A 15154-nucleotide genomic window follows, 5' to 3' on the forward strand; every position below is an offset into this window, starting at 1 on the left:
CCCCACACCCCCCGCCATCGGCTGTATCTTCTCGCTTCGTGGCGCAATTTCGAATGAACGGCTCCAAGATGCTCGCCGTCGACCTCGGCGGCGAGACCATCAGGGCGCTGAACGGATCCATGGTCGCCTACGAGGGCCAGATGTCGTTCAAACGCCAGGGCATGACGGGCGGCGAGGGGCTGCGCGGCGCGCTGAAACGCAGGATCGCCGGCGAGGGCATGACCCTCATGGAGATCAGCGGGCAGGGGACGGTGTACCTGGCGAGCGAGGCGACGGAGGTGACCCTCGTCCCGCTGACCGGCGACACCCTGTTCGTCGAGTCGGAGAGCCTCCTCGCCCTGGACGGGAACCTGCAGACCGGCGTCCACTTCGTCGGGCTGCGGGGGATGGGCACGGGGCAGGGGCTCGCCACCACCAAGGTCGAAGGGCACGGGACGGTCGCGATCCTTTCCGAGGGCCCCGCGATCGTGCTGGAGGTGACGCCGCAGGCGCCGCTGTGCGTCGACCCGCACGCCTACGTCTGCCACCACGGGCAGCTCCAGCAGGACGTGGTCACCGACGTCAACTGGCGGACGGTGATCGGCCAGGGATCGGGGGAGAGCGTGCAGTTCCGGTACCAGGGGCACGGCCTGGTGTACGTCCAGCCGTCCGAACGCGGCGGAATCTTGGAGGTCTGATGGCGACGAAGTCGGCCAAGGGGCGTGGGGGGTCGTCCCCCCTCGGGAGGTACTGATGCCCGGATACCAGTCGATCAACTCCAAGATGCTCCAGGTGCCGATCGGACCGGGCCAGGAGGTCTACAGCAAGCGCGGCGCGATGCTCGCCTACACCGGGCCCGTGTCGTTCGCGCCGACCGCGACGGCCGGGCAGGGCATCGGCGGCACCCTCGGACGCGCGGTCGCCGGCGAGCGCAGCGCGATGATGCACGTCACCGGGCAGGGCAGCGTCCTGTTCGGGCACGGCGGGCTGTACGTCACCGTCATCGACCTGCAGGGCGCCGACACCCTCTACGTCGAGGCCGACCGGCTGCTCGTACACGACGCGTCCCTCCAGGTCGGGACGATGTTCATGGGCGAGCAGGGCGGCGTGCGCGGCATCGTCCGCGGCGCGGTCACCGGGCAGGGCCTGTTCACCTCGACGCTCATGGGGCACGGCTCGTGCGCGGTGCTGTCGCACGGCGGGGTGATGGAGCTGCCGATCAGCCAGAACCGTCCCGTGCACGTCGACCCGCAGGCGTACGTGGCGCACCGCGGCCAGGTGCAGAACAAGCTCACCACGGCGGTGGGGCTGCGCGACCTGGTCGGACGCGGTTCCGGCGAGGCGTTCCAGCTCGAACTGAGCGGACTCGGTGTCGTCTACGTCCAGGCCAGCGAGAGGAAGATCTGACCGTGAGCACGTACGGCACGCAGACGCAGACCTGGAACCCGGTCACGCTTCCGTCCAACGACAACGTCAACCCGTACGCCTTCAGCGTCGACCTCAACGGGCAGTGGTTCGCGCAGAAGGGCAAGATGATCGCCTACTACGGGCAGATCAGGTTCGAGGCGCTGTCGGCGGGGCCGCTCGACTCGCTCGTCGCGCACACCTTCAACTCGCCGCTGTACGCGCAGGACTGGATCGTCGCGCAGGGGCAGGGGAAGCTCGTCCTCGCCGACCGCGGGTTCGACGTCAACTCCTTCGACCTGGAGAACGGGAACCTCACCGTCCGGGCCGGGAACCTCCTGGCGTTCGAGCCGGGCCTGGAACTCAAGCAGTCGATCATCCCCGGGTTCCTGACGCTGATCGGGACGGGACGGTTCGTGGCCGCCTCCAACGGCCCCGTGCACTTCGTCGAGCCGCCGATCAGGGTCGACCCGCAGGCGCTGCTCGGCTGGGCCGACTGCCCGTCCCCCTGCCACCACTACGACCATTCCTACATGCGCGGGGCGTTCGGCGCCGCGCGGATGGCGTTCGGGATCGGCGGGCAGTCCGGCGAGGAGCACCAATTCGACTTCACCGGGCAGGGCACCGTGCTGATGCAGTCGTCCGAGGTCGTGATGAACGAGGACGTCCTGCTGCGCGACCTCGAAGGGCAGATCGGGCTGGTCGGCACGTCCGGGCTGCAGCGGCTGCAGCGGACCATCACCCAGCGGCTGTCCGCCGAGCGCGGCGGCTGACCAGGGCCAGAGCAGGCCGTGGGCCCGGACGTCCGGGCCCACGGCCCACCGGTCACGACTCCGGGCCCTGCGCGGGCTTCATCACGCGGAACGGCACGCCGAACGGGTCGCGGACGGTGGCGATGCGCCCGTACGGGGTGTCGACCGGCTCCTCATCGACGGTTCCGCCGCCCGCGCGGACCTGCCGGGCGGCCTCGTCGGCGTCGTCCACCGCGAAGTAGGTGAGCCACGACGCGACCGGCTCCGTGCCGCCGCCGATGACGAGGCCCTCTCCGCCGAGGACGCCGCCCATGAAGCGGCCGTCCGGACGGGCGATGGTGGTGTAGTCCAGGCCCTCGGCGTCCTGCATCGGCTCGACCTGGTAGCCGAACAGGGCCTTGTAGAACTCGCGGGCGGGCCCGGCGTCGCCGGGGACGAAGAGGTCGTTCCACGTGAACGACCCCGAGTCGTTCACGATCCGCGAGCCCGGGTGGGCCTGGCCCTGCCACAGGCCGAACTGGGCGCCGGCCGGGTCCTTGACGATGGTCATGCGGCCCTGGTCCATCACGTCCATGGGCGGGAAGACGACCTCGCCGCCCGCGTCGGTGGCGCGCTTGACGGCGCCGTCGCAGTCGTCGGTGGCGAAGTAGACGTTCCACCAGTACTGCGGGGGCTGGTCGTCGGGGTTCTGCATCATCCCCGCGACCGGCTCCCCGCGCAGCATGCACATGTTGTAGTGCCCGCCCTCGGGCCCCGTGTCCTGGAACTGCCAGCCGAGCAGCGTCCCGTAGAACGTCTTGGCCCGGTCGATGTCGGGGACGCCGATGTCGATCCAGCTCGGCGTGCCCTCGGGTGGATTGCTCGTGACCTGCGTCATTCGTCTCACGCTCCTTCGTGGCGGGACCCCGGGGCCCCCTGTGTCTCTCCGCCGCACGCCCGTGCCCCTCATCCTGGCCCCGCCCGCGCCGTTCACACATCGCCCGCACCGGATCCGGCATGACCGGTGCCGGTCGCCGGTCACGTACACTGGGCGGATGGTTCCGCTCCCGAACTGACAGGCCCGCTTCGAGCGCGCCCCGGTCACGACGCCGACCGAGAGGCGCGCTTCTTCGTGCCTGTCCATCGAGCCGTCCGTCAGGGGAGCCCTGTCACTGTGATCATCGCGAAAGACATCGAGCTGCGCGCCGGGTCCCGGCTGCTGATCGAGGCCGCCACGTTCCGGGTCAACCCCGGCGACCGGGTCGGGTTCGTCGGGCGCAACGGCGCCGGCAAGACCACCCTCACCAAGGTGCTGGCCGGGGACGCGCTGCCCGCGCAGGGCGCGGTGACCTCGTCCGGCACCGTCGGCTACCTCCCGCAGGACCCCCGCGACGTCGACCTGGGCGAGCTGGCCCGCGACCGCATCCTGTCCGCCCGCGGCCTGGACGAGGTGATCCGCGACCTGCGCGCCGCCGAGGACGCGATGGCGGCCGCGACGGGCGCCGACCGCGACAAGGCCGTCCGCCGGTACGGGCGCCTCGAGGAGCGGCTGCACGTCCTCGGCGGCTACGCGGCGGAGTCGGAGGCGGCGTCGATCGCGTCCAGCCTCGGCCTGCCGGACCGGGTGATGACCCAGCCGCTCGGGACGCTCTCGGGCGGGCAGCGCCGCCGCGTGGAGCTGGCCCGCATCCTGTTCTCCGGCGCCGACACGCTCCTGCTGGATGAGCCGACCAACCACCTGGACGCCGACTCGATCGTCTGGCTCCGCGACTTCCTGAAGTCCCACCAGGGCGGCCTCGTCGTGATCAGCCACGACGTGGAGCTGCTGGACGCCGTCGTCAACCGGGTGTTCCACCTCGACGCCAACCGCTGCGTGATCGACATCTACAACGTCGGCTGGAAGAAGTACCTCGACCAGCGCGAGACCGACGAGCGGCGCCGCAAGCGCGAGTCGGCCAACGCGCAGCGGCAGGCGTCCGCGCTGCTGTCGCAGGCCGACAAGATGCGCGCCAAGGCCACCAAGGCCAAGGCGGCCCAGCAGATGGACCGGCGCGCCAGGCAGCTCCTCGCGGGCGTGGAGGGCGAGCGGCAGGCCGACAAGGTCGCCAAGATCCGGTTCCCGGATCCGGCCCCGTGCGGCAAGACTCCGCTCACCGCGGAGGGTTTGTCGAAATCGTACGGATCTTTGGAGATATTCACCGACGTGGACCTGGCCGTCGACCGGGGCAGCCGCGTCGTCGTCCTCGGCCTGAACGGCGCGGGCAAGACGACCCTCCTGCGCCTGCTGGCGGGCGTCGACGAGCCCGACACCGGGACGGTCGTCGCCGGCCACGGGCTGCGGGTCGGCTACTACGCCCAGGAGCACGAGACCCTGGACGTCGACCGGTCCGTCCTGGAGAACATGCAGTCCGCGGCGCCGGGGATGGCGCCCGTCGAGGTCCGCAAGATCCTCGGCTCGTTCCTGTTCTCCGGCGACGACGTCGACAAGCCCGCGGGCGTCCTGTCCGGCGGCGAGAAGACCCGGCTGGCGCTGGCGATGCTGGTGGTGTCCAGCGCGAACGTCCTGCTGCTGGACGAGCCCACCAACAACCTCGACCCGGCCAGCCGCGCGGAGATCCTCGGGGCCCTGCGGACGTTCGCCGGCGCCATCGTCCTGGTCACCCACGACGAGGGCGCGGTGGAGGCGCTCGCGCCGGAAAGAGTGATTTTGCTGCCGGATGGGGTGGAAGACATCTGGAGTGACGACTTTGCCGATCTGGTGGCGCTCGCGTGACCTGCGGGGTGAGTTCCACAGATCTTTTCTGGCCGAGTGGGTAGCCGAACAGCCGGGAATGACTGATCATGGCGGGGGATAACGCAGCGGTCACCACATCACTACGGGAGGTACTCGTGGCCGAGACCCTTAAGAAGGGCACCCGCGTGACCGGTGCCGAGCGCGACAAGCTGGCGGCGGACCTGAAGAAGAGGTACGACTCCGGCGAGAGCATCCGCGCCCTGGCAGCCGCCACCGGCCGCTCCTACGGTTTCATCCACCGGATTCTGACCGAGTCCGGCGTCAACCTGCGCGGTCGCGGCGGCGCGACCCGGGGCAAGAAGTCCTGACCGGACACCGCCCCCGGATGAGCGCACGGCCCGAACCGTCGCCGCGGCCGACCGAGTAAGGTTCGGTCGCGGCGGCGGACGGGTTTCCGGGCCCGCCCCGTGGACGGCGGGGCGGGCCCGCACGCTCATCGAGAGGAAGACGCATGGGGGACGCGACCACGAACGGCCGGCCGGAATCGCTTCCGGACCTCGACGAGGCGGGCCTCCTCCTGGACGTGGACGGAGCCGTCGCCACCGTCACACTCAACAGGCCCGAGCGGCGCAACGCCATGACCTTCGCGACATGGCGCGGGCTCGCCGCGATCGGACGCTCCCTCCCCCCGGCCGTGCGCGTCGTCGTCGTGCGGGGCGCCGGCCCGTCGTTCTCCGCGGGCATCGACCTCGGCATGTTCTCGGGGGAGGGCGGTGGCCTCCCGGACGGCTCCGACGCCGAGGCCGCCGACCGCTTCATCGCCGAGCTGCAGGAGGGCTACACCTGGCTGCGGCGCCCCGACCTCGTCACGGTCGCGGCCGTCCACGGCCACGCCATCGGCGCCGGGTTCCAGCTCGCGCTGTCCTGCGACATCCGCGTGGTCGCCGACGACGCGACGTTCTGCATGCTGGAGCCCGCGCTCGGGCTCGTCCCCGACCTGACCGGCACCAAGCCGCTGGTGGAGATCGTCGGGATCGGCCGCGCCCTGGAGCTGTGCCTGACCGCCCGGAAGGTGCCCGCCGAGGAGGCCGCCCGGATCGGGCTCGCCGAGACCGTCGTCCCGCGCGACGGGCTGGACGGCGCCGTCCGCGGCCTGGTGAAGGATCTGCTCGCCGTCGACGCGGGCGCCGCCGTCGCGACGAAGCGGCTGCTGTGGCAGGCCGCCGGGAACACCCTCGAACAGCAGAGCGCCGCCGAGCGCCGCGAGCAGCTCGGCCGCCTCCGCGACCTCAACGCCAGGTGACCGGCGGTCCTTCCGCGAAACGAACCGGCGGGCCGGGGGCGTGATGCCCCGGCCCGCCGGTCGTTCAGGCCGTGCCGCGTCCGCGGCTACTGGAGCGACTCGCGTCCGCCGCGCGCCAGCGGAAGCAGGATCTTGCTGACGCCGGGCCGCACGCCGACCTCGGTGCCGGCCGGGTAGCGCAGCGTGTAGTCGTAGTCGGTGGACAGCAGGATCACGCCGAGCCGGTGGCCGGGCTTCACGACGTAGTCGGTGGGTTCGAGGTCCCACCGGAACGTGTACGTCTTGCCGGGCTTGATCGGCTCGGTGCGGCTGAAGCTGTGCCGGTTCCGCACGTCCAGCCATCCGCGCGTGATGACCTTGTACGGGGCCGTCTCCGTCCTGTGCGTCTGCCGGATCGTGCAGCCGACGTCGCCTTCGACGCTCTGCCCGAAGCAGACCTGCTCACTGGTGTTGACCCGAGCGCCCGTCGGACGGGTGTCGGTGCCGTAGTCGACCAGCAGCGCCGTCAGGTACGGCGACCGGCCGTCGAGCGCGGCCTGCACCGAGAGCGACGGGATGCCGTTCACCCGGACGGGCTTCGGCAGCGGCCCCGTCAGGTAGGCGAGCCGGTTCGGGTCCGCCTGGTTCTCGTTGACGAGGAGCTGCTCGGCCGTGCGGGTCTTGCCCGCGTCCACGAACGACTGCGTCCTGCCGTGCCGCGGCCACAGGCCGAGAGTGCCCGGCTGCCCGGACGGCCCCGACTGCGCGGCGTTCAGGCTGAGCGGGACGGTGCGGGTCCCGGGCACGGGCCAGTCACGGGCCGTCTCCCACGTTCCGTCCGGGCGCTCGACGTCCACCCGCGGCTCGCGCTCGATGCCGTTCTTGATGCCGTACAGGTAGCGGTCGAACCAGTGGTGCGTCTGCCGCAGCCATTCCTCGACGCGCCAGCGGAACGGCGTCGCGTGGCTGGCCTGGTGCAGCCACAGCTTGCGCGGGACGCCCGCCTTCTTCAGGGCGTTCCACCACTGCACGGAGTTCTTGACCTTGACGTTCCAGTCGTTGACGCCGTGTACGACCATGACGGCCGCGGTCACCTTCCGCGCCTGGCCGACGTAGTCGCGCTGCGCCCAGACCTTGCCGTAGTCGCCGGTCTCGCGGTCCTGCGTCGCCTCGATGTCCTCGATGACCTTCGCGCAGACCTCGGGGTTCTTGCGGGTCAGCACCACCTTGGCCAGGATGTCCAGGTCCTCGCCCTGGAAGCCGCCGGGCGCGACCACGCCGCCGCCCGCGCGGTAGTAGTCGTACCAGCTGGAGATGCCCGCGATCGGGACGATGGCCTTCAGGCCCTCGACGCCGGTCGCGGCGGCCATGTTCGGCAGCGTCCCGTTGTAGGACTGGCCGATCATGCCGACGTTGCCGGTGGACCAGGACGCCTTGGCCGGGGAGCCGTCCGGCGCCCAGCCGCGGGCGCGGCCGTTCAGCCAGTCCACCGCGGCCTTGGCGCCCGCCTGCTCGTCGCGGTCGCCGGACGTCGGGCACCCGGTCGAGCCGCCCGTCCCGATGCTGTCCAGGTTCGCGATGGCGTAGCCGCGGGGCAGGAAGTAGTTGTCGTAGTAGCCCGGGAAGATCTCGGCGAGGCTCCGGAACGGAGGGGCGAGGCCCCGCTTGCGCGCGTCGTCGATGTCGACCGGGTGCATCGGGACATCGTGCGTCCCGGCCCAGTACGGGCTGGCCTCCAGGATCGTCGGGACCTTGAGCCCGGCCGTGTCGGTCTCCTTCGGCCGCATGATCCGCATCCGGACGCGGTCGCGGACGCCGTCGCGGTCGCTGTCGACCGTGGTCTCGATGTCCACGGTCTGGGTGACGGCGTCGGCGCGGGAGTAGATCGGCTTCGTCTCGCCGTTCTGCACCGGGGTCTTCGCCGCTGGCGCGCGAACGGGCGACGCGGACTTCGTGGGTCCGGCCGCCCCCGCTGGGAGCGCGGTGAGGGCGAGCAGCGCGGCCGTGAAGGTGATCACGCCGGCGCCGCCGCGCGGGAGGCGTTGGTTCACTGGGGCTCCTGGGGGGTGTGAGCCTGAAATTGTAATGATCATTAACCCGCAGAGCGGCGTTGAAGTCCATACGCCGTTCTGCCCGCATCCGGCCGCCCCCAAGGCGTCACTGCGGCGCCGCCGCCCGCGGCGCCGGGCGGTTACGCCGTGAGCGGACGCGGGAAGGCCGCCGTCGGGGCACGCGTTGTGGCCACCGGACACTGATGCTTACTTGATTACACAGGCTTGATCGCGTACGGGCGGACCTCGGAGGTGCTCAATGGGAATGCCGGGCAACGGCTGGCAGGTGATGGCCTCGTTCCGCAAGGACGGCTCCGTCACCCAGCAGAAGCTCAAGCCCGGCACCGTCGGGCGGATCGCGGGCTACGCGCGGCCCTACGTCCGCGAGCTGGTGCTGTTCCTCACCCTGAACTCGTTCGCCGCGCTGATCGTCGTCGCCAACCCGCTGCTGCTGAAGGCCATCATCGACCGCGGCATCCTGCCGGGACGGCAGGACCTGGTCATCTGGCTCGCGGTCGCCGTCGCCGGGCTCGCGCTGGTGGAGGCCGTGCTCGGCCTCGCGCAGCGCTGGTACTCGGCGCGCATCGGCGAAGGGCTCATCTACGACCTGCGCAGCCAGGTCTTCGCGCACGTCCAGCGGCAGCCGGTCGCGTTCTTCATGCGCGCCCAGACGGGATCGCTCGTCAGCCGCCTCAACAACGACGTCATCGGCGCCCAGCGCGCGATCACCACCACCCTGTCGTCGGTGGTGTCCAACGTGCTCAGCCTGGCGATGGTGCTGGTCACCATGATGATCCTGTCGTGGCAGGTGACGCTGATCGCGCTGCTGCTGCTCCCGATCTTCGTCCTGCCGGCCAAGTGGGTCGGCAAGCGCCTGCAGCGCGTCAGCCGCGAGCAGATGGTGCTGGACGCCGAGATGGGCTCGCTGATGACCGAGCGGTTCAACGTCGCGGGCGCGATGCTGGCCAAGCTGTACGGGCGTCCCTCCGAAGAGGAGGAGAACTTCCGCGGGCGCGCCGCGCGCGTACGCGACGTCGGCGTCGTCGCGGCCATGTACGGGCGGGTGTTCTTCACCGCGCTGACGCTCGTCGCGGCCCTCGCCACCGCGATGGTCTACGGCGTCGGCGGCGCCCTCGTCGTGGACGGCTCTTTCGAGATCGGCACGCTCGTCGCGCTCGCCACCCTCCTGACCCGCATGTACGGGCCGCTCACCGCGCTGTCGAACGTCCACGTGGACGTGATGACCGCGCTCGTCAGCTTCGACCGCGTGTTCGAGGTCCTGGACCTCAAGCCGCTCATCCGCGACCGCGACGACGCCCGCCCGCTCGATGAAGCCCGTCCGCTCGACAAGGCCCGCCGCGCGTCCGACGAGAAGGCCCCTTCCTTGACGAAGGCTCCGAAGGCGCCGTCGATCGAGTTCGACCACGTCCGGTTCGCCTACCCGTCGGCGGAGGAGGTGTCGCTGGCGTCGCTGGAGTCGATCGCCCGCACCGACACCGCCCCCGGCCGCGAGGTCCTGCACGACGTCGACTTCACCGCCGCGCCCGGACGGCTCGTCGCGCTCGTCGGGCCGTCCGGCGCCGGCAAGTCGACGATCACGCACCTGGTGTCGCGGCTGTACGACGTGTCCGAGGGCGCGGTCCGGATCGGGGGCGTGGACGTCCGCGACGTCACCCTCGAATCGCTGCGCGCGGAGATCGGCGTGGTCAGCCAGGACGCGCACCTGTTCCACGACACGATTCGCGAGAACATGCGCTACGCCCGCCCCGACGCGTCCGACGCGGAGATCCTCGCCGCGCTGGACGCCGCGCAGATCGGCGGGCTGGTCGCCGCGATGTCCGAGGGCCTGGACACCGTCGTCGGCGACCGCGGCTACCGGCTGTCCGGCGGGGAGAAGCAGCGGCTCGCCATCGCGCGGCTGCTGCTCAAGGCGCCGTCGGTGGTCGTCCTGGACGAGGCGACCGCGCACCTGGACTCCGAGTCCGAGGCGGCCGTCCAGCGGGCCCTGCGGACGGCCCTCGCCGGGCGGACGTCCCTGGTGATCGCGCACCGGCTGTCCACGATCCGGGAGGCCGACCAGATCCTGGTGATCGACGGCGGCCGGGTCGCCGAGCGCGGGCGGCACGAGGAGCTGCTGCTCCAGGGCGGCCTGTACGCCGAGCTGTACCGCACGCAGTTCTCCCACCAGCGCGACGAGGAGCGCCAGACCGAGCCGCTCGGAGCCGAGTGAGCGCTCAGAGGTCCGAGCCGAGGGGATAGCCGAGCCGCCGCAGCTCTGTCCCGGCGACCTTCTCGACCTGGGCGAGCTGCCGCGCCGTCAGCCGCTCGCGCCACGACCCGACCCCGGCGCCCGCCTCGGCGCTGAGCTCCCCGGCGCGGACGAGGCCGGTCAGCGCCGTTCTGGAGATCGGCGCGTCCAGGTACTCCGACAGCGCCGCGCCGACGCGGCGCGCCTTGGACACCAGTTCCTCGTAACGGACGGTGAACAGCTGCTCCTCCGGGACCTGCCGCCGCAGCCGCGCGCTGAGCCGCACCGACCCCCGCCAGCGCAGCGCGCACTTGACGGCGGGCGCGGCGCGCGGCCAGCGGCTCCGCTCGGTGTGGTCCTCGACGCCGAAGAACGGGTTCGGGAACACCGTGTCCAGGTTGGCGAGGCCCGGCTTGAACCAGGCCAGGCAGCGCTCGTCGTCCAGCATGTCGGCGACCGCGTCGCGGCCGTCGCGGATGACCTGCACGAGCTGCGCGTCGGGGAAGGCGTCCAGCAGCACGTCGGCGCTGTAGATCAGGTCGGGCGAGGCGTCGGCGAACCGGACGATCCCGGACGGCTCGACGCACGGCTCCGCCGGGTCCCCGCCGGGACGGACGGCCTGGCCCGCGCGGTCCCGTCCCCGCGGCGGGAGTCCGGCCAGCTCGCGGCACTCGTCCGGGCACTGCGCGCAGGCCCGGGCCGACACCAGCCACGCCTCGGCGCAGGCGTCCCGCAGCACCCGCGCCGCGCCCCTCTCGCGCTCCGTCGCGATCGACGGCTGCCGCGCGAACGCGTAGGTGACGCGCAGCACGCCGTGACGGCCGGTGGTCAGATGGAAGCCGGGGGACCGTTTCACCGCACGCGCCAGCAGCTCCGCACCCGAGTGCGGAGCGCCCAGGATGAACACCGGGCGGCGGACCTTGGTGCCGTTGACCACCAGGATGTGCGGCGTCGACCTCATACAGGGCCAAGTTTGTCACCTTTTGAAGACCGCTCCGTCCGTGACGCTCCGTAAGGTCGGCGGATATCCGTTCGGGGCCTAACATGTTGCGGGTGGACGCTCCCCAGACGCTCGCCGAGCTGCTGCCCCGCGCCGAGGCGATCACCGTGCTGACCGGCGCCGGAATCTCCACCGACAGCGGCATCCCCGACTTCCGCGGCCCCCAGGGCGTCTGGACGAAGGACCCGTCGGCGGAGGCGATGTCCACGATCGACGCCTATGTCGCCGTCCGGGAGGTCCGCTGCCGCGCCTGGCGCTCCCGCCTCGACAGCCCGATCTGGGACGCGCGGCCCAACGCCGCCCACGCCGCTCTCGTCGAGCTGGAGCGGGCCGGACGGCTCCGCGCCCTCATCACCCAGAACATCGACGGGCTGCACCAGCGGGCCGGGTCGTCGGCCGAGAAGGTCATCGAGATCCACGGCACCGCCCGCGAGGCCGTCTGCCTGTCCTGCGACCTGCGCACCCCGATGGCCGAGATCCTCGCCCGCGTCGGCGCCGGCGAGGACGACCCGCCCTGCGCCGACTGCGGCGGCGTGCAGAAGTCCGCGACGATCTCCTTCGGGCAGGCGCTCGACCAGGACGTCCTCGACGCGGCGATCACCGCGGCCCGGTCCTGCGACCTGTTCCTGGCCGTCGGGACGTCGCTGACCGTCCAGCCCGCCGCCGGGCTGTGCCTGGAGGCCGTCGACCACGGCGCCCGGCTGGTGATCATCAACGCGGCGGAGACGCCGTACGATGGGCTGGCCGACGCGGTGCTGCGGCGGCCGATCGGCGAGACGCTCCCGCGCCTCGCCCGAATCGCACTCGGTACGGGGAGATGACCGGGAGATGATCTGTTGGGGGGTCGTGACCGGTCGCCTCTTCCGCTGGCGTCCGGATCCTGACAAGCTCTATCCGTCGCGGTGCGAGGAGGGATCGGGTTGAACAGCGGGGGCGCCCGCGCGGAGGCGGCCGAGGAGCCGTCAGACGCGCCCGGCGCCGGCCTGCCGGGAGGCCCGGCGCGGTCCCGGAGGGCCCGCAGGCACGGGCGATTGCGGCCCGGCGACCGGGTCGTCGTGATCGCGCCGAGCGGTCCCGCCGAGCCCGCCCGCCTCGAGGCGGGTTGCGCCGCGCTCCGCGATCTCGGTCTTGACCCGGTGGTCGCAAAGCACGCCCTAGACCGTGTCAATCTGGGTCATTCTGGACCGCTCCGAGACGAGTGGCACCAGCTCGCCGGGGGTGACGCCGAACGGGCCGCCGACCTCCAGGCCGCCTGGTGCGACCCCGGCGTCCGGGCGGTGATCTGCGCGCGGGGCGGCTACGGCGCCACGCGCCTGCTGGACCTGCTCGACTGGGACGCCCTCGCCGCCGCGACGGAGGCGTCCGCCGCGTCCGGCCGCGGGCCGAAGATCCTGCACGGCTCCAGCGACGTGACCGCCCTGCACACCGCCTTCGGGACGCGCCTCGGCGTCACCACGTCCTTCGGCCCCATGCCCGCCGGACTGATCGCCGACCTCGCCCCGGCCGTATCGGAGGGCATGCCCGACGAATCGCTCGACGGCCTCCGCGCCGCCCTGTTCGGCGGTCCCGTCGCACTGCCCGGCACGCACGCGCTGCGGCCAGGACGCGCGGAAGGCCCCCTCACCGGCGGCACCCTCTCGCTCCTCACCGCCCTGCTCGGCACGCCGTACGCGCCGCCGCCCGCCGCCGGCCGCATCGTCTTCCTGGAGGACGTCACCGAGGCGCCCTACCGGGTCGACCGGATGCTCGTCCAGCTCCTCCAGGCGGGCTGGTTCGACGGCGCCGCCGGGATCGCGCTCGGCTCCTGGCGCGACTGCGGCGACCCCGCCGAGCTCGACGCGGTGTTCGCCGCGCGGCTTGGCCCGCTCGGCGTCCCCGTCCTCGCGGGCGTCCCCGCGGGCCACGGCCCGCGGCAGCGCACGCTGGAGCTCGGCGCCCCCGCCGTGCTCGACACCACCGCTTCCGTTCTTGATTCAGGCCCGGACCCCGCCGTGCCGGACATCGGCGCGCTCACCCTCGAAGCACCCCCGGGAGGTGCGCGATGAGCGGCCGCCACGCACGTCCCCATCCGTGGGACGACGGCACCCTCGACTCGCTGGTCGTGCTCGTCGCCGAGAGCCTCGGCTACACCTGCCACAAGGCCCCCGGCGAGATCGTCATGCTGGAGGGCCCGCAGCGCCTGCCCGTCAACATGCGGGACGTGCGGCAGCTCGCCCGGCTCGTGCCGCGCGCGGACTGGCCGGCCGTCGTGTCCGACTACGTCACCACCATCGTCACCTCGATGGAGGAGCCCCTCGACCTCAGCGACTTCGACCTCGCCCAGCATCTGCTGCGCACCCGGATCTACCCGGACGAGGCCGACAACGGCGGGCTGGCCGCCCGCCCGTTCGCGCCCGGCCTGATCGAGGTCGTGGTCGTCGACACGCCGACGTCCGTCCGGACGCTCAGCAAGGAGGAGATGAACGGCTGGCCGGTCTCCGGCGACGCGCTGTTCATGCTCGGCCGCGCGAACGTCCGCGGCGACGGACCGCTCCAGGTCGACGAGCAGGACCTCGGCGGCGTCCGCGTCTCCGTCCTGCACGGCTGGACGTTCTACGTCGCGACCCACCTGGCGTGGCTGGAGGAGTACCTGCCGATCGGCCCGCACGGCGCGCTGGTCATCGCCCCCAACCGCAGCCTCATCGTCACCCACCCGCTCCGCCTCGCCGAAGGCCACCCGAGGGCCCGCTACGACACGGCCGTGGCCGCCGCCACGGAGCTGCAGGCGCAGGCCCACCGCGCTTACGAGGAGGGGCCGGGCTCCCTCAGCCCGCACCTGTACTGGTGGCGCGCCGGTGAGATGACCTACCTCGAGACCCGCTACGAGGGCGACACGCTGGTGCTGCCCCGGGAGTTCTCCACCGTCCTGGCCACGCTCGCCGCCGAACGGTGAGCCGCCCGCGGGTCGTGGTCGCCCCCGACTCGTTCAAGGGCGGCCTGCCCTCCGCCGCCGTGTGCGCCGTCACGGCACTGGCGGAGCAGGCGGTCCGCCTCTTCGCGCGCTAAGCGGCGCGGACGGGTTCCCGGTCCTCCGGCTCGGGCACCGGCTCCGGGGCGGGCTGCTTGATCGTCAGGGCTGGCAGGAGCACGTGCGTCAGCGGGCCGATCGCCACCGCGTAGAGGAGCGTTCCGATCCCGACGGTGCCGCCGAGCAGCCAGCCGATGGCGAGCACGGTCAGCTCGATCCCCGTCCGCACCACGCGGATGGACCTGCCGCGCGCGGCGAGCCCGGTCATCAGGCCGTCGCGCGGGCCGGGGCCGAGGCCCGCGCCGATGTAGCAGCCGGTCGCGAACCCGCCCACCAGCACGGCCGTGACCAGGTACGCCCAGCGCGCGGCGAGCGCGCTCGGCTCGGGCAGGAGCCAGAGGAACAGGTCGGCGAAGACGCCGACGAGGACGACGTTGCTGATCGTCCCGATGCCGGGCCGCTGCCGCAGCGGGATCCACGCGAGCATGACCACCACGCCCGCGATGATGATCCAGGCGCCGATCGACAGGCCGAAGCGCCGGGACAGGCCCTGGTGGAACACGTCCCACGGGTCGTTCCCGAGCCCGGACGCCACCTGGAGGGCGATCCCCAGCCCGTACAAGGCCAATCCGACGTACAGCTGCACCAACCGGCGCACCATCAAGGCCATTGCCGCGCTCCAAACCCATCAGTGGCATCGTCCTGGACCACTTTGCCC

General features: G+C 72.2%; 15 protein-coding genes. 11 read left to right on the forward strand and 4 right to left on the reverse strand.

Translation table 11 applies throughout. The features are described 5' to 3' along the window. Positions 1–38 precede the first annotated feature (38 nt). Genes E1287_RS13825 through E1287_RS13835 form a run of 3 tightly spaced genes read left to right on the forward strand, consistent with a single transcriptional unit; the run spans position 39 to position 2156 of the window. Positions 39–677 carry an AIM24 family protein gene (locus E1287_RS13825; protein ID WP_243718974.1) on the forward strand — a complete coding sequence of 213 codons (639 nt, stop codon included), beginning with the start codon at positions 39–41 and terminating at the stop codon, positions 675–677. 55 nt (positions 678–732) lie between these two features. Then, positions 733–1386 (forward strand): AIM24 family protein, encoded by a 654-nt coding sequence (locus tag E1287_RS13830; protein WP_131965326.1) that lies wholly within the window; start codon positions 733–735, stop codon positions 1384–1386. Between the two features lie 2 nt (positions 1387–1388). After that, entirely contained in the window at positions 1389–2156 is a 768-nt protein-coding gene (locus E1287_RS13835) for an AIM24 family protein (protein WP_131965327.1), read from the forward strand. Between the two features lie 52 nt (positions 2157–2208). Here E1287_RS13835 and E1287_RS13840 read toward each other — a convergent pair whose 3' ends face one another. Then, entirely contained in the window at positions 2209–3012 is an 804-nt protein-coding gene (locus E1287_RS13840; RefSeq protein ID WP_131965328.1) for a VOC family protein, read from the reverse strand. A gap of 276 nt (positions 3013–3288) precedes the next feature. Between E1287_RS13840 and E1287_RS13845 the strand changes: the two genes are divergently transcribed. From E1287_RS13845 to E1287_RS13855, 3 genes are all read left to right on the forward strand, one after another. After that, the gene (locus tag E1287_RS13845; protein ID WP_131965329.1) at positions 3289–4887 is read left to right on the forward strand and encodes an ABC-F family ATP-binding cassette domain-containing protein; all 1599 of its coding nucleotides are present in this window, start codon (positions 3289–3291) and stop codon (positions 4885–4887) included. A 116-nt stretch (positions 4888–5003) separates the two neighbouring features. Then, complete coding sequence (locus tag E1287_RS13850) at positions 5004–5216, forward strand: helix-turn-helix domain-containing protein (RefSeq protein WP_021596738.1); 213 nt, start codon at positions 5004–5006, stop codon at positions 5214–5216. A 143-nt stretch (positions 5217–5359) separates the two neighbouring features. Then, on the forward strand, positions 5360–6151 hold the full coding sequence (locus E1287_RS13855; RefSeq protein WP_131965330.1) for an enoyl-CoA hydratase/isomerase family protein: 792 nt from the start codon (positions 5360–5362) through the stop codon (positions 6149–6151). Between the two features lie 86 nt (positions 6152–6237). On the opposite strand, the gene E1287_RS13860 is transcribed toward E1287_RS13855, so the two are convergent. Then, positions 6238–8181, reverse strand: a complete 1944-nt coding sequence (locus E1287_RS13860; protein ID WP_243718976.1) for a Xaa-Pro dipeptidyl-peptidase — start codon at positions 8179–8181, stop codon at positions 6238–6240. A gap of 259 nt (positions 8182–8440) precedes the next feature. Here E1287_RS13860 and E1287_RS13865 point away from each other — a divergent pair, with 259 nt between their 5' ends. Next, positions 8441–10411 (forward strand): ABC transporter ATP-binding protein, encoded by a 1971-nt coding sequence (locus E1287_RS13865; protein WP_243718978.1) that lies wholly within the window; start codon positions 8441–8443, stop codon positions 10409–10411. Positions 10412–10415: 4 nt separating this feature from the next. Here E1287_RS13865 and E1287_RS13870 read toward each other — a convergent pair whose 3' ends face one another. Then, positions 10416–11390, reverse strand: coding sequence for a sulfotransferase (locus E1287_RS13870; protein ID WP_131965332.1), 975 nt, complete (start codon positions 11388–11390; stop codon positions 10416–10418). A gap of 92 nt (positions 11391–11482) precedes the next feature. Here E1287_RS13870 and E1287_RS13875 point away from each other — a divergent pair, with 92 nt between their 5' ends. From E1287_RS13875 to E1287_RS45615, 4 genes are all read left to right on the forward strand, one after another. Then, positions 11483–12250 carry an NAD-dependent deacylase gene (locus tag E1287_RS13875; protein WP_243718981.1) on the forward strand — a complete coding sequence of 256 codons (768 nt, stop codon included), beginning with the start codon at positions 11483–11485 and terminating at the stop codon, positions 12248–12250. A gap of 99 nt (positions 12251–12349) precedes the next feature. Then, positions 12350–13474: an LD-carboxypeptidase gene (locus E1287_RS13880; protein ID WP_243718983.1), complete on the forward strand. Its 1125-nt coding sequence runs from the start codon at positions 12350–12352 to the stop codon at positions 13472–13474. Then, positions 13471–14361 (forward strand): hypothetical protein, encoded by an 891-nt coding sequence (locus E1287_RS13885; RefSeq protein WP_131965334.1) that lies wholly within the window; start codon positions 13471–13473, stop codon positions 14359–14361. The genes E1287_RS13880 and E1287_RS13885 overlap by 4 nt, the downstream gene beginning before the upstream one ends. Then, positions 14358–14474, forward strand: coding sequence for a glycerate kinase (locus E1287_RS45615; RefSeq protein ID WP_165968992.1), 117 nt, complete (start codon positions 14358–14360; stop codon positions 14472–14474). Before E1287_RS13885 ends, E1287_RS45615 begins: the two co-directional genes overlap by 4 nt. Here E1287_RS45615 and E1287_RS13890 read toward each other — a convergent pair. Continuing rightward, positions 14471–15106, reverse strand: coding sequence for a hypothetical protein (locus E1287_RS13890; protein WP_131965335.1), 636 nt, complete (start codon positions 15104–15106; stop codon positions 14471–14473). The two genes, E1287_RS45615 and E1287_RS13890, sit on opposite strands and share 4 nt — an antisense overlap. Positions 15107–15154: the final 48 nt, after the last annotated feature.

Source organism: Actinomadura sp. KC06, from assembly GCF_004348735.1.
GTDB lineage: Bacteria > Actinomycetota > Actinomycetes > Streptosporangiales > Streptosporangiaceae > Spirillospora.

Bases quoted from the DNA above. Each gene is read 5' to 3' on its own strand.
- E1287_RS13865 (WP_243718978.1), top strand. From the start codon at position 8,441: ATGGGAATGCCGGGCAACGGCTGGCAGGTGATGGCCTCGTTCCGCAAG.
- E1287_RS13885 (WP_131965334.1), top strand. From the start codon at position 13,471: ATGAGCGGCCGCCACGCACGTCCCCATCCGTGGGACGACGGCACCCTC.
- E1287_RS13855 (WP_131965330.1), top strand. From the start codon at position 5,360: ATGGGGGACGCGACCACGAACGGCCGGCCGGAATCGCTTCCGGACCTC.
- E1287_RS13840 (WP_131965328.1), bottom strand. From the start codon at position 3,012: ATGACGCAGGTCACGAGCAATCCACCCGAGGGCACGCCGAGCTGGATC.
- E1287_RS13870 (WP_131965332.1), bottom strand. From the start codon at position 11,390: ATGAGGTCGACGCCGCACATCCTGGTGGTCAACGGCACCAAGGTCCGC.
- E1287_RS13890 (WP_131965335.1), bottom strand. From the start codon at position 15,106: ATGGCCTTGATGGTGCGCCGGTTGGTGCAGCTGTACGTCGGATTGGCC.
- E1287_RS13830 (WP_131965326.1), top strand. From the start codon at position 733: ATGCCCGGATACCAGTCGATCAACTCCAAGATGCTCCAGGTGCCGATC.